Annotated in this window: 27 protein-coding genes; 16 read left to right on the top strand and 11 right to left on the bottom strand. The window is 71.6% G+C overall.

Translation table 11 applies throughout. From position 1 onward, the window contains the following. Positions 1-75: 75 nt before the first annotated feature. Positions 76-2,220 (top strand): prolyl oligopeptidase family serine peptidase, encoded by a 2,145-nt coding sequence (locus tag OG559_RS16410; RefSeq protein WP_405104781.1) that lies wholly within the window; start codon positions 76-78, stop codon positions 2,218-2,220. Positions 2,221-2,289: 69 nt separating this feature from the next. On the opposite strand, the gene OG559_RS16405 is transcribed toward OG559_RS16410, so the two are convergent. The 5 genes from OG559_RS16405 to OG559_RS16385 form a co-directional block, all read right to left on the bottom strand. Beyond that, complete coding sequence (locus OG559_RS16405; RefSeq protein ID WP_405104779.1) at positions 2,290-4,032, bottom strand: ABC transporter substrate-binding protein; 1,743 nt, start codon at positions 4,030-4,032, stop codon at positions 2,290-2,292. Between the two features lie 133 nt (positions 4,033-4,165). Continuing rightward, a complete protein-coding gene (locus OG559_RS16400) occupies positions 4,166-5,152 on the bottom strand; it encodes an ABC transporter permease (RefSeq protein WP_396670210.1) in 987 nt (328 codons plus the stop codon). A gap of 9 nt (positions 5,153-5,161) precedes the next feature. Then, positions 5,162-6,169, bottom strand: a complete 1,008-nt coding sequence (locus OG559_RS16395; RefSeq protein WP_405104778.1) for an ABC transporter permease — start codon at positions 6,167-6,169, stop codon at positions 5,162-5,164. After that, positions 6,166-7,170: an ABC transporter ATP-binding protein gene (locus tag OG559_RS16390; RefSeq protein WP_405104777.1), complete on the bottom strand. Its 1,005-nt coding sequence runs from the start codon at positions 7,168-7,170 to the stop codon at positions 6,166-6,168. The genes OG559_RS16395 and OG559_RS16390 overlap by 4 nt, the downstream gene beginning before the upstream one ends. A 111-nt stretch (positions 7,171-7,281) precedes the next feature. Continuing rightward, positions 7,282-8,385 (bottom strand): ABC transporter ATP-binding protein, encoded by a 1,104-nt coding sequence (locus OG559_RS16385; RefSeq protein WP_405104775.1) that lies wholly within the window; start codon positions 8,383-8,385, stop codon positions 7,282-7,284. Positions 8,386-8,610: 225 nt separating this feature from the next. Between OG559_RS16385 and OG559_RS16380 the strand changes: the two genes are divergently transcribed. The 6 genes from OG559_RS16380 (at position 8,611) to OG559_RS16355 (ending at position 16,229) form a co-directional block, all read left to right on the top strand. Beyond that, a complete protein-coding gene (locus OG559_RS16380; RefSeq protein ID WP_405104773.1) occupies positions 8,611-9,159 on the top strand; it encodes a Uma2 family endonuclease in 549 nt (182 codons plus the stop codon). A 32-nt stretch (positions 9,160-9,191) separates the two neighbouring features. After that, complete coding sequence (locus OG559_RS16375; RefSeq protein ID WP_405104771.1) at positions 9,192-10,628, top strand: TldD/PmbA family protein; 1,437 nt, start codon at positions 9,192-9,194, stop codon at positions 10,626-10,628. A 20-nt stretch (positions 10,629-10,648) separates the two neighbouring features. After that, entirely contained in the window at positions 10,649-12,133 is a 1,485-nt protein-coding gene (locus OG559_RS16370) for a TldD/PmbA family protein (protein WP_405116703.1), read from the top strand. A gap of 283 nt (positions 12,134-12,416) precedes the next feature. Then, positions 12,417-13,223: a hypothetical protein gene (locus OG559_RS16365; RefSeq protein WP_396670215.1), complete on the top strand. Its 807-nt coding sequence runs from the start codon at positions 12,417-12,419 to the stop codon at positions 13,221-13,223. A gap of 10 nt (positions 13,224-13,233) precedes the next feature. After that, positions 13,234-15,165, top strand: a complete 1,932-nt coding sequence (locus OG559_RS16360) for a fumarate reductase/succinate dehydrogenase flavoprotein subunit (protein WP_405104769.1) — start codon at positions 13,234-13,236, stop codon at positions 15,163-15,165. Next, positions 15,165-16,229, top strand: a complete 1,065-nt coding sequence (locus OG559_RS16355; RefSeq protein ID WP_405104767.1) for a succinate dehydrogenase/fumarate reductase iron-sulfur subunit — start codon at positions 15,165-15,167, stop codon at positions 16,227-16,229. The genes OG559_RS16360 and OG559_RS16355 overlap by 1 nt, the downstream gene beginning before the upstream one ends. An 80-nt stretch (positions 16,230-16,309) precedes the next feature. Here OG559_RS16355 and OG559_RS16350 read toward each other — a convergent pair whose 3' ends face one another. Next, positions 16,310-16,750 (bottom strand): (deoxy)nucleoside triphosphate pyrophosphohydrolase, encoded by a 441-nt coding sequence (locus OG559_RS16350; RefSeq protein ID WP_396670218.1) that lies wholly within the window; start codon positions 16,748-16,750, stop codon positions 16,310-16,312. Between the two features lie 183 nt (positions 16,751-16,933). Between OG559_RS16350 and OG559_RS16345 the strand changes: the two genes are divergently transcribed. The 5 genes from OG559_RS16345 to OG559_RS16325 all read left to right on the top strand — a co-directional run bounded on the left by OG559_RS16345 (position 16,934) and on the right by OG559_RS16325 (position 20,794). Continuing rightward, a complete protein-coding gene (locus OG559_RS16345) occupies positions 16,934-17,242 on the top strand; it encodes a 4a-hydroxytetrahydrobiopterin dehydratase (protein ID WP_405104765.1) in 309 nt (102 codons plus the stop codon). 153 nt (positions 17,243-17,395) lie between these two features. After that, positions 17,396-18,208, top strand: a complete 813-nt coding sequence (locus OG559_RS16340; protein ID WP_405104763.1) for a class I SAM-dependent methyltransferase — start codon at positions 17,396-17,398, stop codon at positions 18,206-18,208. A gap of 23 nt (positions 18,209-18,231) precedes the next feature. Next, positions 18,232-18,726, top strand: a complete 495-nt coding sequence (locus tag OG559_RS16335) for a hypothetical protein (protein WP_405104761.1) — start codon at positions 18,232-18,234, stop codon at positions 18,724-18,726. Positions 18,727-18,764: 38 nt separating this feature from the next. Further along, complete coding sequence (locus OG559_RS16330; RefSeq protein ID WP_405104759.1) at positions 18,765-19,127, top strand: PH domain-containing protein; 363 nt, start codon at positions 18,765-18,767, stop codon at positions 19,125-19,127. Positions 19,128-19,456: 329 nt separating this feature from the next. Then, positions 19,457-20,794, top strand: a complete 1,338-nt coding sequence (locus OG559_RS16325; protein WP_405104757.1) for a peptidase C39 family protein — start codon at positions 19,457-19,459, stop codon at positions 20,792-20,794. Between the two features lie 329 nt (positions 20,795-21,123). Here the strand turns inward: OG559_RS16325 and OG559_RS16320 are convergent, their stop codons facing one another. Then, complete coding sequence (locus tag OG559_RS16320; RefSeq protein WP_405104755.1) at positions 21,124-21,567, bottom strand: hypothetical protein; 444 nt, start codon at positions 21,565-21,567, stop codon at positions 21,124-21,126. 142 nt (positions 21,568-21,709) lie between these two features. Here OG559_RS16320 and OG559_RS16315 point away from each other — a divergent pair, with 142 nt between their 5' ends. Then, entirely contained in the window at positions 21,710-21,919 is a 210-nt protein-coding gene (locus OG559_RS16315; protein ID WP_405104753.1) for a hypothetical protein, read from the top strand. Positions 21,920-21,982: 63 nt separating this feature from the next. Here OG559_RS16315 and OG559_RS16310 read toward each other — a convergent pair whose 3' ends face one another. Both OG559_RS16310 and OG559_RS16305 read right to left on the bottom strand, forming a co-directional pair. After that, positions 21,983-22,240, bottom strand: coding sequence for a hypothetical protein (locus tag OG559_RS16310; RefSeq protein ID WP_405104751.1), 258 nt, complete (start codon positions 22,238-22,240; stop codon positions 21,983-21,985). After that, a complete protein-coding gene (locus OG559_RS16305) occupies positions 22,240-22,470 on the bottom strand; it encodes a DivIVA domain-containing protein (RefSeq protein ID WP_405104749.1) in 231 nt (76 codons plus the stop codon). The genes OG559_RS16310 and OG559_RS16305 overlap by 1 nt, the downstream gene beginning before the upstream one ends. A 265-nt stretch (positions 22,471-22,735) precedes the next feature. Here OG559_RS16305 and OG559_RS16300 point away from each other — a divergent pair, with 265 nt between their 5' ends. Beyond that, a complete protein-coding gene (locus tag OG559_RS16300) occupies positions 22,736-23,149 on the top strand; it encodes a GntR family transcriptional regulator (RefSeq protein ID WP_405104747.1) in 414 nt (137 codons plus the stop codon). A 30-nt stretch (positions 23,150-23,179) separates the two neighbouring features. Here OG559_RS16300 and OG559_RS16295 read toward each other — a convergent pair whose 3' ends face one another. After that, entirely contained in the window at positions 23,180-23,779 is a 600-nt protein-coding gene (locus OG559_RS16295) for a hypothetical protein (RefSeq protein ID WP_405104745.1), read from the bottom strand. A gap of 117 nt (positions 23,780-23,896) precedes the next feature. Here OG559_RS16295 and OG559_RS16290 point away from each other — a divergent pair, with 117 nt between their 5' ends. Continuing rightward, the gene (locus OG559_RS16290) at positions 23,897-24,616 is read left to right on the top strand and encodes a vancomycin high temperature exclusion protein (protein ID WP_405104743.1); all 720 of its coding nucleotides are present in this window, start codon (positions 23,897-23,899) and stop codon (positions 24,614-24,616) included. Here the strand turns inward: OG559_RS16290 and OG559_RS16285 are convergent. Beyond that, complete coding sequence (locus tag OG559_RS16285; protein ID WP_405104741.1) at positions 24,602-25,609, bottom strand: alpha/beta hydrolase; 1,008 nt, start codon at positions 25,607-25,609, stop codon at positions 24,602-24,604. The genes OG559_RS16290 and OG559_RS16285 overlap by 15 nt on opposite strands. 57 nt (positions 25,610-25,666) lie before the next feature. Between OG559_RS16285 and OG559_RS16280 the strand changes: the two genes are divergently transcribed. Further along, on the top strand, positions 25,667-26,689 hold the full coding sequence (locus OG559_RS16280; RefSeq protein WP_405104739.1) for an IS30 family transposase: 1,023 nt from the start codon (positions 25,667-25,669) through the stop codon (positions 26,687-26,689). Positions 26,690-26,748: the final 59 nt, after the last annotated feature.

The raw sequence follows: 26,748 nt of genomic DNA, 5'->3' as shown, positions 1-26,748 counted from the left end.
TGGATTCCCCGCCGTTCCCGACGCGTCCGCGCAGGTCGGCCACATCATCGCCGGCCCCGCTCTACGATCCGACGTGTGGACTTTCCGGAGCTGGCCGCCCGTACCCGCCGGTTCTCTCACGGGGCACCGCGCGCCGTCTCCGTGGCCGACGACGGCGCCCGGGTGATCTTCCTGCGCTCGGCCGGTCCGGAGGATCCCGCCGACGCGCTCTGGCTGCTCGATCCGGCCAGCGGCGAGGAGCGGCTGGTCGCCGACCCGGCGAGGCTGCTCGGCGCCGGTGCCGACCCGTCGGCCCTCTCCCCCGGGGAGCGGGCGCTGCGCGAGCGGCGGCGGCTCAGCGCCGCCGGCATCGGCTCGTACGCCCTGGACGGGGCCGGCCGGGTGGCGGTGTTCGCGCTGGCCGGCCGACTGTTCCGGGCCGACCTGGTGCACGGGGACGTGGTCGAGGTGGCCGTCGCCGGCCCGGTCATCGACCCGCGGCCGGACCCGACCGGCGAACGCCTGGCATACGTCACCGACGCCGCCGACGGGGTACGCCGGGGCGAGCTGCGGGTGGTGTCGCCCGACGGCACCGACACCCTGCTGGCCGGCGAGGACGCCGGGGTCACCTGGGGGCTGGCCGAGCACGTGGCGGCCGAGGAGTTCCACCGGTTCCGGGGCTACTGGTGGGCGCCGGACGGGCGTGGCGTGCTGGCCGCCCGGGTCGACGAGTCCCGGCTGCCCCGCTGGCACCTGCACGATGCGGCCGACCCGGCGAGCCCGCCGACCAGCATCGCGTACCCGCAGGCCGGCGGGCCGAACGCCGAGGTCAGCCTGCACCTGCTCGACCTCGACGGCGGCTGGGTCGACGTGCACTGGGACCGGGAGACCTACCCGTACCTGACGTCGGTCGACTGGGCCGACGGCAACCCGCTGATCACGGTGCTGCGCCGCTCCCAGCAGCACGGCCTGGTGCTCGCGGTGGACCCGCGCACCGGGGAGACCCAGGTGCACGCGGAGCTGGCCGACCCCCGCTGGGTGGAGCCGATCCCCGGCACCCCGGCGCACCTGCCGGACGGCCGGGTGCTGGTCGGCGGCGAGTTGGCCCACGACGGGTACGACGCCCGCTGCCTGTTCGCCGACGGCACCCTGCTCACCCCGCCCTCGCTGTACGTGCGCCGGGTGGTGGGCCGGCTCCCCGCCGGCAACGGCCCGGCCGATCTGCTGGTCGAGGCGAGTGACGGGGAGCCGAGCCAGCGGCACCTGTACCGGGTCCGGACGCTGATCGGCGGCGGGGTGGACGCCCGTCGGATGAGCGGCACCCCCGGCTGGCACACCGGCGCGGTGGGCGGGGACACGCTGGTGGTCGGCACCGCCTCGCTGGACCGGCCGGGGACCACCTGGTCGGTGTGGCGCGGTGACCGGGAGGTGGCGCAGCTCCGCTCGCTGGCCGCGACCCCGCCGTACGCGCCCCGGCCGACGATGGTGCGGGTGACCGACCGGCGGCTGCCGAGCGCGGTGCTCTACCCGACCGACCACGTCAAGGGCACCCGGCTGCCGGTGCTGCTGGACGTCTACGGCGGCCCGGGGCACCAGGAGGTGGTGGCGGCCCGGTCGGCCTGGCTGGAGCGGCAGTGGTGGGCCGACTCCGGCTTCGCGGTGGTGACGGTCGACAACCGGGGCACCCCCGGGGTGGCCCCGTCCTTCGAGAAGGCGGTGCACCGGCGGGTGGCCGACGTGGTGCTGACCGACCAGATCGACGCGCTGACCGCGCTCGCCGGCAAGCACCCCGACCTGGACCTGGGACGGGTCGGCGTGCGGGGCTGGTCGTTCGGCGGCTGGCTGGCCGGGCTGGCGGTGCTGCGCCACCCGGAGCTGTTCCGGTGCGGGATCGTCGGCGCCCCGGTCACCGACTGGGCGCTGTACGACACCGCGTACAGCGAGCGCTACCTGGGGATGCCGGAGGACGGGGTGGACGTCTACGCGCACCACTCGCTGCTGGAGTTGGCCGCCGAGCGGCCGGTGTCCGGCGAGCCGGCCCGGCCGATGCTGCTGCTGCACGGCCTGGTCGACGACAACGTGGTGGCCGCGCACACGCTGCGGCTGTCGGCGGCGCTGCTGGGCGCGGGACGGCCGCACTCGGTGCTGCCGCTGACCGGGGCCACCCACATGGCCGCGGGCGGCCTGTCGGAGCGCCTGCTCCGCCTGGAGTTGGACTTCCTCCGCACCCACCTCGGGTGACGGCGGACGGAAGGGCCCCCTCGCACGGCGCTGTGCGAGGGGGCCCGGCCGTCGGCGGTCAGCCGAGGGTTACGGCTTGACGTGCGCGTTCACGAAGGACGGGTACCCGAAGACGCTGGAGATGAAGACCCCGCCGGCCTTGGAGCCGTGCACGGCGTAGGCCACGTCGACGAAGAGCGGCACCACCGGCGCGTGCTCCTTCATGATCTTCTGGTCGAGCTTGGCCCACTCCGCCCCCTGCTTGGCCGGCTCCAGGGCGAGGATCCGGTCGAACTCGGCGTTGATCGCCGGGTCGTTGAAGAACGCGCTGTTGCTGTTGCCCTCGGCCTTGATGGTCCGGCCGTCGTAGAGCACCGGCAGGATGGACGCGCCGCTGGGCCAGTCCGCCGCCCAGTTACCGATGTACAGGTCCCAGGGGTTGTTCTTCTTCTTGACCTCGTCGAGCTTCGCGTCGTCCGGGATGTTCCGGACGGTGATCTTGAAGCCGGCCCGCTCCAGGTTGCCCTTGAGCTGGATCGCGACCTTCTGCTCGCCCGTGTTGTCGGCCACCCCGAGAACCAGCTCCGGGGTCTTGCCGCCGAGCAGCTCCTTGGCCTTGTCGACGTTGCCGTTGGCCCCGGCCGGGTACGCGTCGAACGCCTCGTAGCCGATGGTGGACGACGGCATCAGCGTGGTCATCGGCTGGGCCACGGTCTGCCCGCCGACCGCCTTGATCAGGCCCTCACGGTCGATGGCGTAGTTCAGCGCCTGGCGGATCTTGAGATCCGTCACCCGCTGGTTGTTGATCACGAGCTGGTTGGAGCTCGGCGTCGGGGAGAGGATGGTCCGCGACTTCAGCGCCTGGTCCTGGGCCACCTTGGCGACCAGCGAGGACGGCACGTAGTTGAAGGCGATCGCGCTCTGGTCGGCGCCGTTGTCGGCGATCACCCGGTTGTTCGCGGCGTCGGCGGTCGGGCCGAAGCTCCAGACGAACTGGTCCGGGTACTGGTGGCGCACCGGGTCGGTGTTGGCATCCCAGTGGGGGTTGCGGTCCAGGGTGAGCTGCACGCCGGCCTGGTTCTTGGCGACCTTGTACGGGCCCGAGGAGAACGGCCGCTGGTCCAGGTTGACCCCGGTGTCCTTGTCGGCCTTCAGCGGCGCGCTGGTCGGCAGCGACACCGCGAACGGCAGGTCGCAGCGGGGCTTGGCGAACTCGAAGCGCAGGGTCTTCGGGTCCGGCGCGGTCAGCCCCGGCGGCAGCGAGGCCTGGTTCTTCTTGAAGTCCCACTTGGTGTCGAACTGCGGGCTGTCGGCCAGCCACTCCTGCACGTAGGTCGGGCCGCCGGCGAGGTCCGGGTTGAAGGACCGGGCGATGCCGTACGCGATCTCCTTGGAGGTGATCGGGCTGCCGTCCTCGAACTTCACCCCGTCCTTGATCTTGAACTCCCAGACCTTGCAGTCGGAGTTGACGTTGGTGCCCGGGGTCTCGGCCAGGTCGCCGACCAGGACCAGGCCGCCCTTGCCGTCGTCCTTCCAGGTGGTCAGGTAGCGGGAGAAGAGCGGGTTGGCCATCAGGCCCGCGAACGAGTACGTCCGCTGCGGGTCCAGGTGGGAGATCGGGGTCTCCCGGATGATGGTGAAGGTGCCGCCCTTCTGCGCCCCGCTCACCTCGGCCGCCGGGCCCTTCGAGTCCTTCGGGTCGGTGGCGATGACCCCGGTCTGCTGCCGGGTGTTGTCCACCGTGGTGCCCTCGCCCGTGTTCTCCGAACACGCCCCCAAGGTCACCACCAGTGCGATGGCGCCGCCTGCGGCGACCGCTGCGCGTGGTCTCATCTGCTATCCCCTCCACCCGGTGCCGCCGGGCGGAAACGCCGACGTCCCGAGGATCGTAAAGAAGAAAAACTTCGAATTGTGTAACGGTTTTCGATAACTTCCGTCGCCGGTCGGGGAGGCCGCCCGTCGGCGGTCAGCGCAGCCGCACCCGGGGGTCGATCACGGCGTAGAGCAGGTCCACCAGGACGTTGGCCAGCACCACGAAGACCGCGGAGATGAGCACGGTCGCCATGATGGTGGGCAGGTCACCGTCACTGACCGCGTTCACCGCGGTACGCCCCAGCCCCTGGATGCCGAAGGTGGTCTCGGTGATGACGGTCCCGCCCAGCGCCCCACCGACGTCCAGCCCCGCGATGGTCACCACCGGGGTGATCGCCGCGCGCAGCGCGTGCCGCCCGTACACCTTGGGTTTGCTCAGGCCCTTGGCCCGCGCGGTGCGGACGTAGTCCTCGGACAGCGTCTCCAGCATCTGCGCCCGGGACAACCTGGCGTAGATGGCGGAGTAGAGGAAGGCCAGCGCGACCCAGGCGAGCACCAGGCCGCTGGCCCACTTCGCCGGATTGTCGAACAGTGACGTGTAGCTCGGCACCGGTAGCAGCCGCAGGTTGTAGACGAAGACCAGGAGCAGCACCGCGCCGACGAAGTAGAGCTGCAACGACGCGCCGGTCAGCGAGAAGCCGATGGCCACCCGGTCCAGCCAGGTGCCCCGGCGCAGCGCCGAGATCATGCCGAGGCCGACGCCGAGCAGCAGCCAGAGGATCGCCGCCGGGAGCACGATGCTCAGGGTCACCGGCAGCACCCGGGCGATGGTGTCGCTGACCGCCTCGTTGTTCACGTACGACCAGCCCAGGCAGGGGGCGTCGCACCGGCCGCCCTGGGCGCTGCCCAGGTCCCGACCGGTCACGATGCCCTTCATGTAACCGGCGTACTGGCTGATCAACGGATCGCGCAGGCCCAGCTCCTGACGGACCCGCTCCAGTCGCTCCGGGTTGCAGTTCTTCGGGCACATGCCGGTGACCGGGTCCCGGGGCAGGGCGAAGAACATCAGGAAGCTGAGCACGCTCACCGCGAACAGCGTGACCACGGCGGAGAGCAGCCGCTTGACCAGGAATCGCGCCATGGTAAACCCCTACCGGGACGACTTCGGGTCGAGCGCGTCGCGCAGCGCGTCCCCGAAGAGGTTGAAGGCGAGCACCAGCGCGAAGATCGTGATGCCGGGAAAGAAGACGTACGCCGCGTCGGTCTGGAGGTAGTCCAGGCTGCGGTAGATCATCCGGCCGAAGCTCGGCGTCTCGTCGGTGAGGCCGACGCCGATGAACGACAGCGCCGCCTCGCTGGTGATGTACGAGGGCACCGCGAGGGAGAACGACACCAGGATCGGCGCCCAGATGTTCGGCAGGAGCTGGCGGAAGAGCATGTGTCCCAGCCCGGCCCCGCTGGCCCTGGCCGCCTCCACGAACTCCCGCTCACGCAGCGCGATGACCTGCCCCCGGACCAGCCGGGCGGTGCTGGTCCAGCCGAACAGGGCGAAGATGGCGATCAGCACGCCGATCTGGAACGCGGGCGGCACCGCCTCGCGCTGGCCGTAGAAGCGCAGCGCGACGGTCGGGGTCAGGGCCAGCGCGATGACCAGGAACGGCATGGCCAGCGTCAGGTCGGTGATCCAGTTGATCACCGCGTCGATCCAGCCGCCCAGGTAGCCGGCGAGGGTTCCCATCAGGATGCCGAACGCGGCGGTGATCACGGCGGCGGCGAACGCGATGAACAGCGACGTCCGCAGGCCGTGCACCATCCGGATGAAGATGTCCCGGCCCAGGCCCGGCTCCAGCCCGAACCAGTGCTCGCCGGTGATACCCCCGGCGTAGCCCAGCGGCATGCCGAAGCCGTCGAGCCGGTTCTGGAACTGATCGCGCGGACCCACCCCGTACAGCGCCTCGATCAGCGGCACGGCGAGGGCGAGCAACACGAAGAAGATCAGCATCGCGGCACTGATCATGGCCGTGCGGTCCCGCCGCAGCCGGATCCAGGCGAGCTGGCCGGGCGACCGGCCGACGAAGCCCTTCGCCTTCGGCGCGTCGCCGTCGCCGGTGGACTCGATCTCCGCCAGCGCCACACCCTCGACCGGGGACAGGCTCACCTCGTCACCTCCGCACCACTCACGCCGGCCCGCTCGGACTCCGGGAAGTGGCAGGCCGTCGACTGGGCGCCGCCGTCCCGGGGCTTCAGGGCCGGCTCCTCGGTGGCGCAGACGTCCTGCGCCTTCCAGCAGCGGGTGCGGAACCGGCAGCCCGACGGCGGGTTCAGCGGGGTCGGCACGTCGCCGGTCAGCCGGATCCGGCCGCCCGGCCCGAGCGTCGTCACGTCCGGGATCGCCGACAGCAGGGCCCGGGTGTACGGGTGTTGCGGGCGCTCGTAGATGTCCGCCCGGTCGCCGATCTCGACGATCCGGCCCAGGTACATCACGGCGACCCGCTGGCAGAAGTGCCGCACCACGGCCAGGTCGTGGGCGATGAAGACGAACGCCAGCCCGAGGTCCCGTTGCAGGTCCCGCAGCAGGTTGACCACCTGCGCCTGAATCGAGACGTCCAGGGCGGAGACCGGCTCGTCGGCGACGATCAGCTTCGGCCGCAGGGCCAGCGCCCGGGCGATGCCGATGCGCTGCCGCTGCCCGCCGGAGAACTCGTGCGGGTAGCGGTTGTAGTGCTCGGGATTGAGCCCGACCAGCTCCAGCAACTCCTGGACCCGCTTGCGCACCCCGCCCGGCGGATTGATCCCGTTGACCTGCAACGGCATCGCCACGATCCGGCCCACGGTGTGCCGGGGGTTCAGCGAGGCGTACGGGTCCTGGAAGATGATCTGGAGGTCCTGCCGCAGCGGGCGCAGCTCGCGCCGCTTGGCGTGGGTGATGTCCCGCCCGGCGAACTCGATCTTCCCGGCGGTCGGCTCCAGCAGCCGCACCAGCATCCGGCCGGTGGTGGTCTTGCCGCAGCCGGACTCCCCCACCAGGCCCAGCGTCTCGCCGGGGCGCACCTCGAAGTCCAGGCCGTCGACCGCCTGGACCAGACCGGTGCTCCGGAACCCGTCGCGCACCGGGAAGTGCTTGGTCAGCCCGCTGACCCGCAGCAACGGCTCACTCACTTGAGCCACCTTCGTTCGCGACTGCGGGACTCCGCTCCGCTACGTTCCTCGCGCTCACCGACACGCCTTCGTTCGCGACTGCGGGACTCCGCTCCGCTACGTTCCTCGCGCTCACCGTGCCACCCCCACATGTGCGACGTCCTCGCGGTACAGCTGGGTGCGCTCCCGCGCGGACAGGTGGCAGGCGACCAGGTGACCCGCCTCGCCGGCCGGGCCCAGCGTCGGGACCTCGGTGCGGGAGCGGTCGCCGTTGCGGTCGGCGTACCGGCAGCGGGGGTGGAAGGCGCAGCCCGACGGGAGGTTGACCAGGCTGGGCGGGTTGCCCGGGATGGGGACCAGGTCCGCGTCCGAGTCGCCGTGCAGCGACGGCACGCTGGAGAGCAGACCCCAGGTGTACGGGTGCTGCGGGCGCCGGAGCACCTGCTCCACGGCGCCGTGCTCGACGGCCCGTCCGCCGTACATCACCAGTACCTCGTCGGCGACCTGGCTGACCACGCCGAGGTCGTGGGTGATCAGGATGATCGCGGAGTGGAACTCGGCCTGGAGGTCGGCGAGCAGGTCGAGGATCTGCGCCTGCACGGTGACGTCGAGCGCGGTGGTCGGCTCGTCGGCGATCAGCAGGTCCGGGTCGTTGACCAGGGCCATGGCGATCATCGCCCGCTGCCTCATGCCGCCGGAGAACTCGTGCGGGTACTGGTCGTACCGCTTCGCCGGCTGCGGGATGCCGACCCGGCCCAGCATGTCCACGGCCCGCCGCCGGGCCTCCCGCCTGCCGGCCCCCGGGTGGTGCACCCGGTACGCCTCGGCGATCTGCTTCCCCACGGTGTAGTACGGGTGCAGCGCGGACAGCGGGTCCTGGAAGATCATCGCCATGTCCCGGCCGCGCAGTTGACGCACGTCCTCCTCCGGCAGGCCGATGAGCTGCCGGCCGCCGACGGAGATCCCGCCGGTGATGGTGGCGCGCTTCGGATCGTGCAGGCCGAGGATCGCCAGCGAGGTGACGCTCTTGCCCGAGCCGGACTCGCCGACGATGCCGAGGGTGCGCCCGCGCTCGACGGCGAAGGAGACCCCGTCCACCGCCCGGACCGTGCCGTCGGAGGTGGCGAACCGCACCCGCAGGTCGCTCACCCTCAGGTACGGGCCGTCTCCGCGCTGCTCCGGCACGCCGGGACGGTCGCCCGGTTGCCCGGACGGCGCTGGTGCTGACTTGTCCACGACCGCCTCCCTCAGTGACGAAGAGAACCTACAACAGTTCACTGAGGCTGAAAATAAGCTACAAAACGGGAGCTGTCAGCGGGGGTCAGCGTAACGACTCGGCATCTACCTGCGGCACCCCCCACCAGGACATCGACGCCACGCGCACCCCAGGCCGCACCTCGGGTGCGACCATGGTGGCGGCAACCGGGAGACGATCCTCGCCGGATCGAGGTGGAGGTGACCATGACCACGGCAATGTTCGACCACGACGGCCCGTGGACCGAGGAGGAGTACCTCGCCCTCGGCGAGACGTCCCAACGGGTCGAACTGTTCGACGGGAGCCTCCACGTGACCCCAGCCCCCACCCCCCGGCACCAGCGAATCTCACGCAAGCTGGGCAACATCCTCGAACCGGCCGCCGAGGCCGTCGGGCTGGAACTGCTGGAGGCGGTGAACGTCCGGCTCAGGCCCGGACGGGTCCCCATTCCCGACCTCGTCGTCACGAACCCGGTCGACCTCGACGATCCCAACGTGGAGGCGCACGAGGTCCGGCTGGTCTGCGAGATCATCTCGCCGAGCAACGCGGCCACCGACAAGGTGCTCAAGATGCACTACTACGCCGCCGCCGGCATCGACTGGTACCTGCTGATCGAGCAGGACACCGGCGCGCTGCGCCTGTACCACCGTCGACACGCCCACTACGTGGAGCACTCGGCGGTCAAACGGGGCGAGGTGCTGGAGCTGACCGAGCCCGTCGTGGCGACGGTCCGGCCGGAGGATCTCGTCCCCTGACGGATGTCGGTCCCGTCACCTAGGGTCGGGCCATGACCGGATTCGACGCGGCGTCCGCGGCCGTGCAGGCCGCCCTGGACGCGGGGGCCCGGTACGCCGACGCCCGGGTGATGCACCGTCGGTACGAGTCGATGTCGGCCCGCAACGGCGACGTCGAGGAGCTGACCCAGGACGAGAGCCTCGGGCTGGGCGTCCGGGCGCTGGTCGGGTCGAGCTGGGGCTTCCACGCCGTGCCCGACCTGTCCGACGCGGCGGCCCGCGACTCCGGCCGGCGGGCCGCGCGGATCGCCGCCGCGAGCGCGCGGGTCCCCGGCCCGCCGATCGATCTGGTGCCGGCCGAGCCGATCGTCGCGAGCTGGTCCTCGCAGTGCGAGGTGGACCCGCTCGGGGTGGCCCTGTCCGACAAGGGCGACCTGCTGGTCGGCGCGACCGCGACGATGGCCGCCCACGGCGCGGACGTGGCCGAGGGGCTCTACCAGGTCTGGGACACCACGAAGTGGTTCGTCTCCAGCGAGGGCCACCGCATCGACCAGCACATCCGAGAGTGCGGCGGCGGCATCTCCGCCACCTCGATCGGCGACGGCGAGACCCAGCGCCGGTCGTACCCGAGCTACCGGGGCCAGTACGGCACCACCGGTTGGGAGCTGGTCACCTCACTCGACCTGGCCGCGCACGCCGCCCGGATCGCCGAGGAGAGCCGGGCGCTGCTCACCGCCCCGCAGTGCCCGGTCGGCGAGACCGACCTGATCCTCGGCGGCGAGCAGCTCGCGTTGCAGATCCACGAGTCGGTCGGGCACGCCATCGAGCTGGATCGCATCCTCGGCTGGGAGGCCGCCTTCGCCGGCACATCCTGGCTGGACCTGGCCCAGCTCGGCTCGCTGCGCTACGGCTCGGACCTGATGAACGTCACCATCGACCCGACCATCCCCGGCGCGCTGGGCAGCTTCGGCTTCGACGACGAGGGCTCCCCGGCGGTGCGGCGGGACGCGGTGCGCGAGGGCCGGTGGGTCGGGGTGCTCGCCGGCCGGGACTCGGCCGCCGTCGCCGGCCTGGACCACGGCGGCAGCGTACGGGCCGACGGCTGGGCCCGGCTGCCGATGGTGCGGATGACCAATGTGGGCCTGGAGCCCGGCCCGCACACCCTCGACGAGATCGTCGCGGCCACCGACGACGGCGTCCTGATGGACGTCAACCGCTCCTGGTCGATCGACGACAAGCGGCTCAACTTCCAGTTCGGCTGCGAGATCGGCTGGGAGGTGAAGCGGGGCCGGCGGGGGCGGATGCTGCGCAACCCCACCTACACCGGCATCGGGCCGCTGTTCTGGCGCTCGATGGACATGCTCTCCTCGGAGTCCGTCGCGTGGGGCACGCCGAACTGCGGCAAGGGCCAGCCCGGCCAGACCGGCCACACCGGCCACCCGGCCGCGCCGGCCCGATTCCGCAACGTCCGAGTGGGGGTCCGCGCATGAGCGAGCGCAGCGGTGGTCGCATGAACCAGGACGCCGAGCAGCACGCGCTCGACCTCGCCGGCCGGGTGGTCGACCTGGTCCGCCGGCTGGGCGGGCCGGCGGCCGAGGCCGAGGTGGTGGTCACCCGGTCCGAGCTGGCGCTGACCCGGTTCGCCAACTCCTTCATCCACCAGAACGTGGCCGAGTCGGGCGTCGGGGTGCGGCTGCGGCTGCACGCCGACGGGCGTACGGCCGCCGGCAGCGGCAGCGTGGTCACCCCGGACGGGCTGGCCGCCCTGGTCGAGCGGACCCTGACCGCGGCCCGACTCTGCCCGCCCGACCCGGCCTGGCCGGGGCTGACCCCACCGGTGTCGGTGCCGGCCGTCCCGGCGTGGGACGAGGCCACCGCGTTCGCCGAGCCCGACGAGCGGGCCGAGCGGGTGCGCGCGTTCGTGGCCGCCGTCGGCGGGCTGGAGGCCGCCGGTTACTGCCGCACCGCGTACCGGGCGGCGGCGTTCGCCAACTCGTCCGGCCACTCGGCGCAGAGCAGCGCGGCCGAGGCGGCGATGGACGGCATCGCCCGGGCCGGCGCGGCGGACGGGGTGGCCCGGCTCTGCGCGGACCGGCTCGCCGACCTCGACGGGGCGGCGCTGGGGCTCCGGGCCGCCACGAAGGCACGCGCCGCCGTGGACCCGGTCGAGCTGCCGCCGGGCCGGTACGAGGTGGTGCTGGAGCCGGCCGCCGTGGCCGACCTGCTGCACAACTTCGCCATGTGGGGCTTCAACGGCAAGCGGTTCGCCGAGCGGCAGTCGTTCGCCGAGCCGGGCGTCGCCCAGTTCGATCCGGTGGTGACGCTCGTCGACGACCCGCTCGGCGGCTCCGGGCTGCCGTTCGACGCCGAGGGCACCGGCCGGCGGGCGCTGACCCTGGTGGACGCGGGCACCACGGTCGCCGTCGCGCACGACCGGCGCAGCGGCGCGCAGGCCGGCGCGGGCTCCACCGGGCACGCGGAGCCGGGGGCGACCACCTTCGGCCCGACCCCCGGCAACCTGCGGCTCACCGGCACCGGCGGGGTCGCCACCGCCGGGGTCACCCGGGGAACGGGCGCCCCTGTGGCGGGTTTCACTGCGGCCGGCGGTGGGTCGGAGATGCCGGGCGGGCCGCCGGGCGGGGCGGAGACGCCGGGCGGGCCGGTGCTCGACGCCGAGACCGCCGCCCTGGTCGCCGGGATGGAACGTGGCCTGCTGGTCAGCGACCTCTGGTACACCCGGGTGCTGGACACCAAGAGCCTGGTGATCACCGGGCTGACCCGCAACGGGGTTTGGCTGGTGGAGGGCGGTGTGCCGGTCCGGGCGGTACGGGATTTCCGCTTCACCGAGTCGTACCCCAGGGCGCTGGGGCCCGGCGCGGTGCTCGGGATCGGCCGTCGCCCGGTCCGGCAGCCGGACCGGGTCGACGGCGTCTGGTGGGACGCCCCGGCCCTGCGGCTGGCCGCCTGGAACTTCACCGGCGGCGCCTCCGGCTGAGCCCCACGCCGCGACCGGTCGGTCCCCGGCTGGCCTGCGCGGTGAGGCTTTGACACCGGAAATCGAACGTGTTGCGAGGGCTTTTCGGGGGACCGGACACCCGGGACACTCCCTTGCGCGGACGGCCAGCGAAGATCGGCGTAACGTGTGTCACTTAGCTGCGCCGGCACCGGTGCGGTCGTTGGCTTGCGCGTGACGTGGCAGCGGGTACGAGGTTCGCCGGTCCGCGTGCCGGCCGGAACATGATGCCGCCCGTCAGGGCCCCGTCAGGGAGACGACTCGAATGACATCAACGGCAACGAGGCCGCGGGGCGCGCGAGCACGCGCCGCCATAGCGGCGAAGACGTTGCGGACCGACCGCTGGTGGATAGCCCCACTGATCACCGTCGTCGGGCTCAGCGCCTGGATCGCGTACGCGACGGTCCGGGTCTTCATGCACAAGTGGTACTGGGTGGAGCAGTACCACTACCTGACCCCGTTCTACTCCCCCTGCGTCACCGAGCGGTGTGTCGAGAGCGCCTCGCACTTCGGGCGCTTCCTGCCCGGCTGGTGGGTCATCCCGGACGCGGCGCTGACCCTGCCGTTCCTGCTGCTGTTCCGGCTCACCTGCTACTACTACCGCAAGGCGTACTACCGGTCGTTCTGGCTGTCGCCGCCGGCCTGCGCGGTCCCGGACGGGCACAAGACCTACTCCGGCGAGACCCGGTTCCCGCTGCTCGGCCAGAACCTGCACCGCTACTTCTTCTACGCCGCCGCGGTCATCTCGCTGATCAACACCTGGGACGCGATCCTGGCCTTCCACTCGCCGAAGGGCTTCGGCTTCGGGCTGGGCAACATCGTCCTGCTGGTCAACGTGATCATGCTGTGGGCGTACACGATCTCCTGCCACTCCTGCCGGCACATCATCGGCGGGCGGCTCAAGCACTTCTCCAAGCACCCGGTGCGGTACAAGGCCTGGACGTTCATTTCCACGCTGAACGCCAAGCACATGCAGCTCGCCTGGATCACCCTCGGCACCCTGGCGCTGACCGACTTCTACGTCATGGCGGTCGCGGCCGGCTGGTTCAACGACCTGCGGTTCATCAACTAGAGGGCCTGACATGACCACCACGAATCGCATCGAACGACACCACTACGACGTCGTCGTGATCGGGGCCGGCGGCGCCGGCCTGCGCGCGGCGATCGAGGCCCGGCTCGCCGGCAAGAAGACCGCGATCATCTCGAAGTCGCTGTTCGGCAAGGCGCACACGGTGATGGCCGAGGGTGGCGCCGCCGCCGCCATGGGCAACGTGAACAGCCGGGACAACTGGCAGGTGCACTTCCGCGACACCATGCGCGGCGGCAAGTTCCTCAACAACTTCCGGATGGCCGAGCTGCACGCGAAGGAGTCGCCGCAGCGAATCTGGGAGCTGGAGACGTACGGGGCGCTCTTCGACCGCACCAAGGACGGGAAGATCTCCCAGCGCAACTTCGGCGGCCACGAGTACCCGCGACTGGCGCACGTCGGCGACCGGACCGGCCTGGAGCTGATCCGCACCCTCCAGCAGAAGATCGTCTCCCTCCAGCAGGAGGACAAGGCCAACCTGGGCTCGTACGACGCCCGGATCAAGGTGTTCGACGAGACCACCATCACCGAGCTGCTGCTCGACGGCGAGAAGGTCGCCGGGGCGTTCGGCTACTACCGGGAGTCCGGCGAGTTCATCCTGCTCGAGGCCCCCGCGGTGGTGCTGGCCACCGGCGGCGTCGGCCGGTCGTACAAGGTCACCTCGAACTCCTGGGAGTACACCGGGGACGGGCACGCGCTGGCGCTGCGCGCCGGGGCGACGCTGATCAACATGGAGTTCCTCCAGTTCCACCCGACCGGCATGGTCTGGCCGCCCTCGGTGAAGGGCATCCTGGTCACCGAGTCGGTGCGCGGCGACGGCGGCGTGCTGAAGAACTCCGACGGCAAGCGGTTCATGTTCGACTACGTCCCCGACGTCTTCCGCAAGCAGTACGCGGAGACCGAGGAGGAGGCGGACCGCTGGTACACCGACCCGGACAACAACCGGCGCCCGCCGGAGCTGCTGCCCCGCGACGAGGTCGCCCGGGCGATCAACAGCGAGGTCAAGGCCGGTCGGGGTACGCCGGCCGGCGGCGTCTACCTGGACATCGCCTCCCGGCGCTCGGCCGAGGAGATCCGCCGCCGCCTGCCGTCGATGTACCACCAGTTCAAGGAGCTGGCCGACGTCGACATCACCAAGGAGCCGATGGAGGTCGGCCCGACCTGTCACTACGTGATGGGCGGCGTCGAGGTGGACCCGGACTCCGGGGCCGCGTTCGGCAGCGTGCGCGGGCTGTTCGCCGCGGGTGAGGTCTCCGGCGGCATGCACGGGTCGAACCGCCTCGGCGGCAACTCGCTGTCCGACCTGCTGGTCTTCGGCAAGCGGGCGGGCGGCCACGCCGCGTCGTACACCGATCAGCTGACCGAGCGCCCGAAGGTGGCGATCAGCGCGGTGGAGGCCGCGGTGGAGACGGCGCTCGCGCCGTTGCAGCGCGACACCGGGGAGAGCCCCTACCACCTGCAGCAGGACCTCCAGGTGGTGATGGGCGACCTGGTCGGCATCATCCGGCGGGAGGGCGAGCTGGCCGACGCGTTGGGCCGGCTGGCCGAGCTGCGCGAGCGGGTGGCGAAGGTCAGCGCGGTGGGCGGCCGGCGGTACAACCCGGGCTGGCACCTGGCGCTCGACCTGCGCAACATGCTGGTGGTCTCGGAGTGCACCGCGAAGGCGGCGCTGGAGCGGCAGGAGTCGCGCGGCGGGCACACCCGGGAGGACTTCCCGGCGATGGACCCGATGTGGCGGCGGGTGAACCTGGTCTGCTCGTTGAACGGCGACGCCGTGCGGCTGACCCACAAGCCGCTGCCGAAGATGCGGTCGGAGCTGATCGGCCTCTTCGACCGTGCGGAACTGGCCAAGTACCTGACCGACGAGGAGCTGGCGGACTTCGACGCCCTCGTCTCGGACGCCGACGCCGAGGAGGCGGGGAACTGATGGGCACCAAGCGTCACTTCAGGGTCTGGCGCGGCGACGAGAGCGGCGGCGACCTTCAGGACTACCAGGTCGAGGTCAACGAGGGCGAGGTGGTCCTCGACATCATCCACCGGCTCCAGGCCACCGACGCGCCGGACCTGGCCTGCCGGTGGAACTGCAAGGCCGGCAAGTGCGGCTCCTGCTCCATGGAGATCAACGGGATGCCCAAATTGGGCTGCATGACCCGGATGTCGACCTTCGAGGAGACCGAGACCGTCACGGTCACCCCGCTGCGCACCTTCCCGATCATTCGGGACCTGGTCACCGACGTCTCGTTCAACTACGAGAAGGCTCGGGAGACCCCGGCGTTCGCACCGCCGGCCGGGGTGGCCCCGGGCGACTACCGGATGCAGCAGGTGGACGTCGAGCGCTCGCAGGAGTTCCGCAAGTGCATCGAGTGCTTCCTGTGCCAGAACACCTGCCACGTGATCCGGGACCACGACGAGAACAAGCACGCCTTCGCCGGCCCCCGGTACTTCATCCGGGCCGCCGAGCTGGACATGCATCCGCTCGACGCGCGGACCGACCGCAGGGAGTACACGCAGGCGGAGCAGGGGCTCGGCTTCTGCAACATCACCAAGTGCTGCACCGAGGTCTGCCCCGAGCACATCAAGATCACGGACAACGGGATCATCCCCATGAAGGAACGGGTCGTCGACCGCAGGTACGATCCCCTTGTGTGGCTCGGTAACAAGATCTTTCGGAGGGGTCAGGTGCCTCAGACCTTCGTGACCAGCGCGAAGCACGGCGACGCGGTGCACTCCCACGGCGCGCACGGCGGGGTGCACTCGCACGCGGGCGACTCGCACGACCCGGCAGCCGAGGCCCAGGCCCAGGCCGGCGTCAACTGGCACCGCGAGGTGCCGAGGCCGACCGCCCCGGCCGTGGACGACAACGGCAGGCTCCCGCTGACGGAGCTCACCTTCGACCGGGCCGCCGCGCCGTCGCCGTTCGGCGACGACGTGACGTTCCCACTGCCCCCGGAGCACCTGAACTTCGCCCACCCGGAGCAGGACAAGCACTGAGCACCGCGACGCGGACGGGGGCCACGGCACACGCCGGCGGCCCCCGTCCGCATTTCGCCCGTACGCCCTGCTTCCGCCGGTCAGTCGGCGGTGAGCAGCGGGCGCAGGGCGGCGACGATCGGGGCGTCGGCGGGGAGCCAGGTGACCGAGTCGAGTTCGTGGGCGGCCAGCCAGCGCAGGGCGGAGTGTTCCAGGGCCTGCGGCTGGTCGCCGTGTAGCAGGCTGGCGGCGTACACCTTGAGCACGGAGCGGCCGTGGGCCATCCGCACGTTGCGGCCGACCCGGTCGCCGACCGCCACGCGTACGGCCAGTTCCTCGGCGCACTCGCGGACCAGCGCGGCGGTCTCGCTCTCCCCCGGCTCCACCTTGCCGCCCGGGAACTCCCACATCCCGGCGACCTCGGGCGGGGCTGACCGGGCGCAGGCGAGCACCCGCCCGTCCGCGATGATCGCCGCGCCGACGATCACCTTCGGTTCCTGTCGTTCGGTCTGTCCGCCCTCGCTGGCCCGTTCGGTCTGCACGGGCGTCCAGGGTGCCAGATCAATCGGCGGTTTGGGTACCGTAACCGTCCGCCAGGCCAGTAGATGTGGGAAGTGTGGGCGTGGACACACCCTCGGTCGGACGACAGACTTGAGCCACCGGCATAGACACGGGACGGCGACGATTTGGCCACAAGCCGGCAACGACGCCTGGGAGGTGCGGTGATGCGCGTGCTGTTCAGGGGACGGACGAAGCACGACTACCTGAGCGACGCACTGACCCTGTTGACCGGATGGACCCGGGAGGGTGAGCAGCTCCGGCGCACGCTGGTGATGGACGACGCCCAGCATGCCGCGCTCACCGAGCGGGTCAAGGTGGTCGCCGACGCCCTGCACCTGCGCCCCGAGATCAGCCGCCGGGACGACCGGACCCAGATCCGGGTCGGGCACGGCGACGGCGAGCCGCTCACCGAGGGCGAGGTTCTGCTGGCGGCCCGCATCGAGGACGTGTACCGGGCCGTCACGAGCGCCTGACCGGCCCCGCCCCGCCCCGAGGGTGATCCACTTCATGTGCCGCACGTCAGGGCATCCCGACGCCGAGAAGGCGCGCTTTGCCACACACCGTGTCGATCTCGCCGGGGCTGCGGCCACCCTCCCTGATTCCGGGGCTGCGGCTACCCTCCGGTGATGAGGGACGGGGAGTTCGTCGACCCGCTGCTGGTGCCGGTCTACGACGCCGAGTGCGGCTGGGGCCCCGACGACGATTTCTTCTTGTCGCTGGTGAACGAGACTCCCAATGCCCGCGTGCTCGATCTGGGTTGCGGCACAGGCCGACTGACCGTCGCACTGGCCGCCGCCGGGCACACCGTCACCGGCGTCGACCCGGCCGGCCCCACCCTCGACGCGGCCCGCAGCAAGCCCGGCGCCGACAGGGTGACCTGGATCGAAGGCACCGCCTCGGTGCAGGCGCCACGCACGCAGGCACTGCCGGTGCAGGCGCCACGCACGCAGGCCGAACGGGACCGCGACGCGAGGCTGCCCGAGGGGGCATTCGACGTGGCCGTCATGACCAGCCACGTGGCGCAGGTGTTTCTGGCCGACGACGAGTGGGCCCGTACCCTCGCCGCCCTGGCGCGGGCGCTCGTGCCCGGCGGCCGGCTCGCGTTCGACTCCCGCGACCCGGCGGGCCGGCGGTGGGAGCGGTGGAACCCGACCGACTCGCGGCGACTCATCCGCCTGCCCGACGGCCGCGAGGTGCGGGCCTTCACCGAGCTGACCGAGGTACGCGACGGCACCGTCGGCTTCACCCACCACTACGTGTTCCCCGACGGCGACGAGCGACTCAGTTCGAGCGTCCTACGCTTCCGGGACGAGGCGGAGTTGCGCCGCTCGCTGGAGGCCGCCGGCTTCGCCGTCGAGCGGATGCACGGCGGCTGGGCCCGGCAGGCGGTGGGTGCGGGTGACGGGGAGCTGATCTTCGTTGCCCGTGTGGCGGGGTGACCCGCACGCCGTATGGTGCACGCGTGAAGTCGGGTCGGATGTTCGCGCTCGCCTCCGTCGGTGCCGTCGTGGGCGTCGTCGTCCTCTGCGGTGCCGTGCTGGCCGGCTGTGGGGGCCTGCTGGCCGTATTCAGCCCGGTCAACTACTTCGGCTGCGGGACCGAGCGACCCACCGGGATCACTGCGGCCGATCTGGCGGCGTCGTACGCCACCGCCGACGGCGGGCGACTGGAACTGATCGCGGACTCCACAGTCAGCGCGAGCGGCCTCACCAACTGGGAGACCTGGGACTCCTCCGAGCAGGATCAGGATCCCCCGCTCTCTGGTCCCGGCACCTGGTCCCTCAACCCGGCCGACGGCCCGTCAGGCGACATCGTCCTGGCCTTCACCGCCCCGCCCGGCTACGGCAGCGGCTTCGGCACATCGCTGAACATCGCGGGCAGCCGCGCCGAGCCCTGGCTCTACCAGCACCTCACCGACTCAGACAGCTGCCAGCTGTACCGCCTCGACCGGGTCTGACCGGCTGGTCGTTGGCGCGGCCGACCTACCGTGGGCTCATGGCGAACGCGACGTACGACCGCAAGGAGCAGTTCCAGCAGATCCAGAGCGGCCTGCTCGACGGTGAACAGATCATCGCCGTCTACGACGCCGTGGGCACCGGCACCGGGTTCATCGGCCTCACCGACCGGCGCGTGATCATCCAGGACCGGTCCTTCGTCGGCAAGCGGTACGCGATCACCAGCATCCCGTACTCGAAGATCACCAGCGTGAGCGTGGTGAGCAACAAGTCGTGGGGCGGGTCGTTCTTCTCCACCGGCGCGATCGCGATCCACGTCGGCACCCACACGTACGAGGTCGAGTTCCGGGGCTCGGACAAGAGCCACCACGTGCACAACGTGATCCTGCACTACATCTCCTGACCCTCACGGGTTCACCCGCTGCCTCAGGCGATCCCTGTCGACGGTCGCCCTAGGCCCGGCGGGAGACGAAGGGCCACGTCTTCGGCGGCAGGCGAGCGCGTGCGCCATTACCGAAGCCGACCGCTGCCCTGAAGGGGTAGCGGTAGACGGACGCCGGGGGCGTACTGGCAGCAGGCCGAGCCCGAGGGATGCACCCCGAGCAGGTCGACCGTTGATTCGTGCCAGCCGATGCTTGCGCCGGCAATAATTTTCCATACACAAACCTATGGTGAAGCTTCCCGCCGTGCAGGACAGTGAACGGCAACGATGCCTCACCCTGGGGAGCTGCCATGGCCATGACACCGCTGCGCGCCGTCACCCTCGCGGGTGCCACCGCGCTCGCCCTCCTCGGCACCACCGCCCCTGCAGGGGCTACCAGGCCGGTTGCCGGAGCCAGCACGGTCACCCACGACGAGCAGATCACCTGGCAGGGCTGGTCCGGCGCCACCCTGTCAGCCGGCGCCACCGCCGGCACTACCGTCACCGCCGCCGGGCTCACCCTCGGCACCCCGGCCGGCACCACCGTCTACAAGGACCCGCACACCAGCATCAAGCGGACCTGGGCGTACGGCACCTGGACCTCCCCGCTGACCGAGGTCGGCTTCGGCGCCAGCGAGCTGGTCGCCTCTTGGAACGCCGACACTCCGGCCGGTACCTGGCTCCAGGTCGAACTCCAGGGCACCTACACCACCGGCACCCGCACGCCGTGGTACGTGCTGGGGCGCTGGGCCTCCGGCGACGCCGACATCAAGCGGACCAGCGTCGACAGGCAGGGCGACAGGACGTCCAGCATCTTGGCCGACACCTTCGCCATCAACAACGCGAGCGCCGGGGTGCTGCTGCGGGCGTACCAGCTCCGGCTGACCCTCTACCGCGACCCGGCGCAGACCGCCTCCCCGCTGGTCCGCTCGGTCGGCGCGATGAGCTCGAACGTGCCCGACCGGTTCACCGTCACCCCCAGCGCCGGCCACATCGCCTGGGGCACCGAGCTGGCGGCCCCCCGCTACTCGCAAAACGTCCACACCGGCCATTACGCGCAGTACGGCGGCGGCGGCGAGGCCTGGTGCTCGCCGACCTCCGTCGAAATGGTCGTCGAGTACTGGGGCCGGAAGCCCTCCGCCGCCGACACGTCCTGGGTGGACCCCAGCCACGCGGACCCGACGGTTGACCACGCCGCCCGGATGACCTACGACTACCAGTACAAGGGCACCGGCAACTGGCCGTTCAACACCGCGTACGCAGCCCGCTTTCCCGGGCTGGAAACGAAGGTGACCCGGCTGCACTCGCTCGACGAGATCGAGCACTTCATCGCCGCAGGCATCCCTGTAGTGGTCAGTCAGTCCTTCCTCGCCAGCGAGCTGACCGGGGCGGGCTACGGCACCGCCGGGCACCTGATGGTGGTGGTCGGCTTCACACCCACCGGTGATGTGATCGTCAACGACCCGGCCTCACCCCGCAACGACGCGGTACGGCACGTCTACTCCCGAACCCAGTTCGAGCAGATCTGGCTGCGGACCAAGCGGACCACGGCCAACGGCGGCACAAGCAGCGGCTCCGGCGGCATCGTCTACCTCATCAAGCCGACCGGGGTGGCCTGGCCACAGGTGACGGGCTCCACCAACTGGTAGCGACGGTCGGCACCATCGCCGTCGGGCGCCGACACCGAAGTTCACCACGGACCGGGAGGCCGTCGCCTGCGTGGCGGCCAGGGGCCGCTGGCGGGAAGCGTTCCACGACCTGCGGCACGCCTACGCCACCTGGCTGGTCCCCGACGGCCTCCCGCTCAGCTCCGCTGCCTCGGACCAGGGAGGCACTCGGATGGGACCTTCGGCGCGGACGGAGAACCCGCGACCTGGGCCCCCACACTGAGGCCGGAGAGGGAAACCCCCGTCGGGGGGATGCGGTCTGAGAGCCCGGTAGGCAACGCCACCTCAGGCGATTCCTGTCGACGGCCGGTCTAGGCCTCGTCGGTGAGGTGCAGCTCCCGGCACACGCGACACCTGCCGCCCCACTCGTCCCGGTCCCAGTCGTGCTCGGTCCGAACCTGGGTGACCTCGTCACAGACCTCGCAGACCTGGGCGTAGTCGCAGGGCTCGGGAGCATGGAACCGTCGCTGGGGTGCGGGCAGGTCGGCCACCAGCACGGAACGGGTCCGGTTGTGCTGGCGCCACCTCGACTCGTGACCGCACCGGACGCAGTCGGAAACCTGCTCGCAGGGATCCGTCGCCCTACGGGCTCGGCCGTACGTGTGGACCACCTTGGCGGAGAAGACCTGCCCGCAGTGCCGGCACCGCCGCTCGTAACGGCACGGGTCGTCGGAGTCGGTGAACTCGGACGGGATGTGCAGCCTGAGCCGGCAGAGGACCCGTCGAACCTTGCCCGTCCGCTGCGGAACTGGCATCGCGCGTCCTAACCTCGGCTGCGAAAGGTGTCGATGACACTACGCCCCACCATTCCCCACCGCTACCGAGCGCGACGCCCCGGCCACCGCCAGGCCGCGTGCGGGTCGGCGGCCCTCGCCCGAGGGCCCTACCGTGAGGGACATGACGACAGTGATGGTTGTCTTCGGGTCGGCCCTGGTGCTGGTCGGGATCGCGTTCATCGTGGTCGCCTTGCGGGACCGGCGGCGGCAGTCCACCCCGGAGGACTCGGCGGCGGCCCGCGAGGCGGCCAGCACCCAGGAGCGGTACGCGGCCGAGCGGCACGGTGCCCAGGGCGAGGTGTGGCAGCGCGGGCAGAACTCCCAGTTCTGACCGGACGCCTAGTTGGCTACTGCCGTCCTGGCTGCGCACTGCCGGCCGGCCGTCCGCCGAGGGTCAGCGGCTCGGACGGCGGGTGCAGGGGCCGTCGTGGTCGGCCCTGAGCAGGCAGCGCCGGCCGCCCGGCAGGCGCAGATCGCAGAAGACCCGATGCCGTACGCCCTGCTCGTCCTCGGCCGACACGGTGGTTCCCCCCGGGTCCGCCGAGGAGAGCACTCCCGCCCAGCGCGCCACCACCCGGGCGAGCCGCACCGCGCCGACCAGGTCCGGGGCGAGCACCGGCAGGTGGATGACGAACCGGCCCCGGGCCGCCATCAGTGCCGGCCCGCGTTGGGTCGGCGAGCCTGCGCGGCCCGCAGCCGCCGCAACTCGCCGCCGAGCCGTGCCGTCTCCAACCGGGCCGCCCGCAGCGCGTCGTAGTGGACGCCCAGCTCGGTGGCCAGCCGGTCCATGAACGCCTGCACCTCCCCCGGGTCCAGGCCACGTCGGCCGAACCGGGCCGACCGGAACCGCTGCGTCCGTACCTGCCAGGGCAGCAGTGACACGGATGTCGAGGAGCGCGGGCAGGGCGACGCCCCGCGCCTCCACGACGCCCGCCCGGGCCCGCCGGACCACCTGAAGAAACCGCGCACCGCCAACCACCCCTCTGCGCACGGGATCAGCCTCATTCGGTCGAGCCAGTGCACCTCAGCGTTTCCACCCGGATACCGAGTGCAACTGGAACTATAGGCGCGAGGCCCTTAATGCATCAAGGCCTTATAGCCATATAGCCACAAGCCGACTTGGCCACGAGGCCACCACGCTGATGCCATGACCATCGATCCGCGTTCTCACACGCCCGTCTACGTGCAGCTCGCCGACCTGCTGCGGGAGCGGATCGAATCCGGTGCCCTGCCGGCGGGTTCGGCCGTCGGCAGCGAAACCCGGCTGACGCAGGAGTACGGCATCGGACGGGACGCTGTCCGGATGGCGATCTCGGTCCTTCGCTCCGAAGGACTCGTCACCACCAATCGCAGCAGGGGCACCGTCGTCCGCGAGGCACCGGAGCGGCGGCGGGTGGAGTTGCCGCCGGGGGCGTCCGTGATCGCGCGGGTGCCCAGCGTGAACGAGCGCCGGGCCATGCAGCTCGACGAGGGCGTTCCGGTCCTTGAGGTACGCGGCCCGGAGGGCGACGTGGAGGTCCTGCCCGGCGACGAGGTCGAGCTGACCCGCCCACCGACCTGACCGCTGGCAGCACCGCCGCCACGGAGTGGATCAGCGATCACCCTCGTCGGAGCCCGGGGGCCGGTCGCGGTCGAACACGGATCGGTCGGCGAGCCACGCGGCGACCATCCGTTTGCCGTGGCGGTGGCGGAGGTAGTCCTCCGCGTAGATTCGGCTTCCCCCGTACCGCTGGAGAACGGCGAGCACCTCCTCCGGCGGGACCGTGAAGTCGTCCATGTCCAGCAGGGTGTAGACGCGACGGCCGTTCTTCCTGGTGGCCCAGCGTCCCCCCAGCCGCACCCCGGGGGCCAGCCGGATCCTCAGGGGCGGATTCCCCCAGCCGTCCCCGATCTTGATGACGGTGATCGACTCGATCGACGCCCACGGCAGGACGGTGGTGGACCCCCTCGCGAGGACGGTCAGGCCGTCTGCGCCGACGTCGAGCCGGAACGGCCACAGCAGCGACACCCACCCCGCCCCGGCGAGCAACACAATGAGGTACGTCAGGGGCTCGTAGAACGAGACCGTGGCGGGCCAGTGATAGCCGGACTTGGCCTCTCTCGCCTGCGCCGCCGCCCAGCCCGCCACCCCGAGCACGCCCCACACCAGGCAGATATTGCGCAGCGCGCCGGTCTTCCGCTGGAATCGCACGCCCTGATCCACCTCGTCATGGTGACGCTCCCCGGCAACTGGCAGGCGCGGGTTGGCGGCGGCCGGACACGACCGGCAGCAAGATCAGTTGTCAGGCGGCCCTGGGATACTCGCCCCATGCGCGTTCGACTCTCCACTCTGATCCGTTGGCTGCGCCCGGCCGACGGCAGGCGTACGCGCTGGCTGCGCCGCGCCGTCGTCGCGGCCGTCGCCGGCGCGGCGCTCCTGACCGGGGGCACCGTGGCCAGCGTGCAGTGGATCCGCGGCGGCGCGGATGGGCACATCTTCGCCGAGCAGGACGTCCCCGACGCGCCGGTCGCCCTGGTGCTGGGCACCAAGGTCCACCCCGACGGGACCCCCTCGCCGTTCCTCACCGCCCGGCTGGAGATCGCGCGGCGGCTGCTCGCCGCCGGCAAGGTACGCGCCGTCCTGCTCTCCGGCGACAACATGAACCCGGACTACGACGAGCCGACCGCGATGCGGCGCTGGCTGCTCGACCACGGCGTGCCGGCGGAGCGGGTGGTGCTGGACTACGCCGGCTTCGACACGTACGACTCGTGCGCCCGCGCGAAGCGGATCTTCGGGGTGGAGCGGGCGACGGTGGTGACCCAGTCCTTCCACCTGCCCCGCGCCGTGGCGGTGTGCCGGCGGCTCGGCGTCGACGCCAGCGGCGTGGGCGACGAGACCGCCCGCGAGTACGACCGGACGTGGCGGATCAGCTCCACCCGGGAGTACGGCGCATGCGTGAAGGCCGCCGTGGACCTGCTGTCGGGCCGCGACCCGGCCCACCTCGGCAGCCGGGAGACCGGCGTCGAGGACGCGCTACGCCGCGCCTGACCCCGTCCGCTGACCGGCGGGCAGCAGGGCGTCGAGCCAGCTCAGCATCGTGGCGGCGTACTGCGGGCTGATGCTGTCAAGGTCCTCGCCCTCGTGCAGGGTGGGATAGTGGTCGCAGCCGTCGAGCCGGCAGACGGTGGGCGGGGTGGCGGCTCCGGCGGTGGCCCGCCGCCAGGCGGCGACGCTGGCGTCGATCGGGACCCACGCGTCGGTCGTACCGTAGAAGAGCAGCACCGGGCAGGTCACCCGGGCGAACACCGGAACCGGGTCGAAGTCCATGTCCTGCCAGGTGCCCGGCTCGTCGGGCAGCTCGCGCGGCAGGTGGACCAGCGGGAACCACGGGCGCTCGGCGGCCCGGTCGACGGCCCCCTGCGCGGTCGCGCGGTCGAGGTCGCCCCGCAGGTACGCCTCCATCGTGGCCCGCACCCGGCCCAGCTCGGTCAGGTCGACGTCGCCGTAGCCGTGCCGGCGGAGCTGCTCGGCGGTGCCGTAGCGCATCTGGGCGGCGGGGCTCACCCCGCTGGAGGAGACGAGCACGAGGAAGGCGACCAGGTCCGGACGGAGCGCGGCGGTCAGCGGTGCCGACCACGCGCCCTGACTCAGCCCCCACAGCCCGACCGGCACGTCGCCGACCTGCCGGCGCAGGACACCGATGGCCGCTGCCGCGTCGGCGGCCTGGTCGGCCAGGGGAACGTCGTGGCCGTCCACCCGGGGCCGGCGGTCGAAGCGCAGCACCGCGATCCCCGCACCGGGCAGCAGCCGGGCCAGGTGCTCGTAGCAGAAGTACGACCGGTGCCCGGCCTCGGCGGCGTGCAGGACCACGATCCCGCCCCGGACCGGGCCGACCGGCAGGTCCAGCGTGCCCGCAACCCGCACCCCGCCACCATCGAACTCAAGCTCCACGCCGACACCCAACCACGCCCCGCCGCCCTCCGCCGCCCCCGCCACCTTCCGCCGCCCCTGCTGGAGACCTTGGACGGTTACCGTCGGCATCTTGGGCTCAACCGGTGGTTGCAACACCTTCGTTGATGGTGATGGAGGTGGTTGCTGATGGCGGCGCGGTTGTCGGCGGGGGAACGTGAAGAGATTGGTTTGGGTCGGGCGGCGGGGCTGTCTGTGCGGGAGATCGCTCGCCGGTTGGGGCGGGCGCCGTCGACGGTGAGCCGGGAGGTCGGCCGGTTCGAGCGGTATGGGCAGGTGTACCGGCCGTCGGTTGCGGAGTGGGCGGCGTGGCTGCGTCACCGGCGGGCGAAGCGGGCCTGCAAGCTGGCGGTGGAGGGGTCGCTGCGCCGGCTGGTGATCGATTGGCTGGGGCAGCGGTGGTCGCCGCAGCAGATCGCCCTGCGGTTGCGGCGCGACCATCCCCACTCACCGCACCTGTGGGTGTCCCACGAGACGATCTATCAGGCGATCTACCTGCAAGCCCGAGGTAACCTGCGGGCCGAGTTGACCCGGCAGGTCGCGTTGCGCTCTGGTCGGGCTGCCCGACGCCGCCGACCCCAGGCCGCCGGGGCGATCCGTTCGCAGCGGCCCTGGCTGGGTCTGAACATCAGCGCCCGGCCTGCCGAAGCGGCGGACCGGGCCGTGCCCGGGCACTGGGAAGGCGACCTCCTCGAGGGCGGTCGGGGCCCGAACGGCGGGTCCGCCATCGCCACCCTGGTCGAACGGCAGACCCGCTTCGTGATCCTCGTCGGCCTGCCCGAGGGCAAACTCTCCGAGCACGTCGCCACGCAACTGGCCACCGCGATGACCTGGCTGCCCCGACGACTACGCGCCTCGCTGACCTGGGACCAGGGCACCGAAATGGCCCGCCACCGCCAATTCAGCATCGCCACCGACTGCCCGGTCTACTTCTGCGACCCCCACAGCCCCTGGCAACGCGGCTCCAACGAGAACACCAACGGCCTGCTGCGCCAGTACTTCCCCAAAGGCCGCACCGACTTCCGCACCCTCACCCAAACCGACCTCGACGCCATCGCCGACGAACTCAACGGACGCCCCCGACAAACCCTGGGCTGGGACACCCCTGGTGAGAGAATGTCCCAGCTCCTCGGTGTTGCAACCACCGCTTGAGACCGCCCATGCAACGACAACTGTCCAACATCGCGGCTCGGCGGGTGGGTGGGGGGCCG

Origin of the sequence: Micromonospora sp. NBC_01405 (assembly GCF_045040155.1) — a bacterium.
In the GTDB taxonomy this organism is placed as follows: Bacteria; Actinomycetota; Actinomycetes; order Mycobacteriales; family Micromonosporaceae; genus Micromonospora.
The sequence above is the reverse complement of the archived record's forward strand: the minus strand, read 5'-3'. Positions and strand labels throughout refer to the sequence as shown.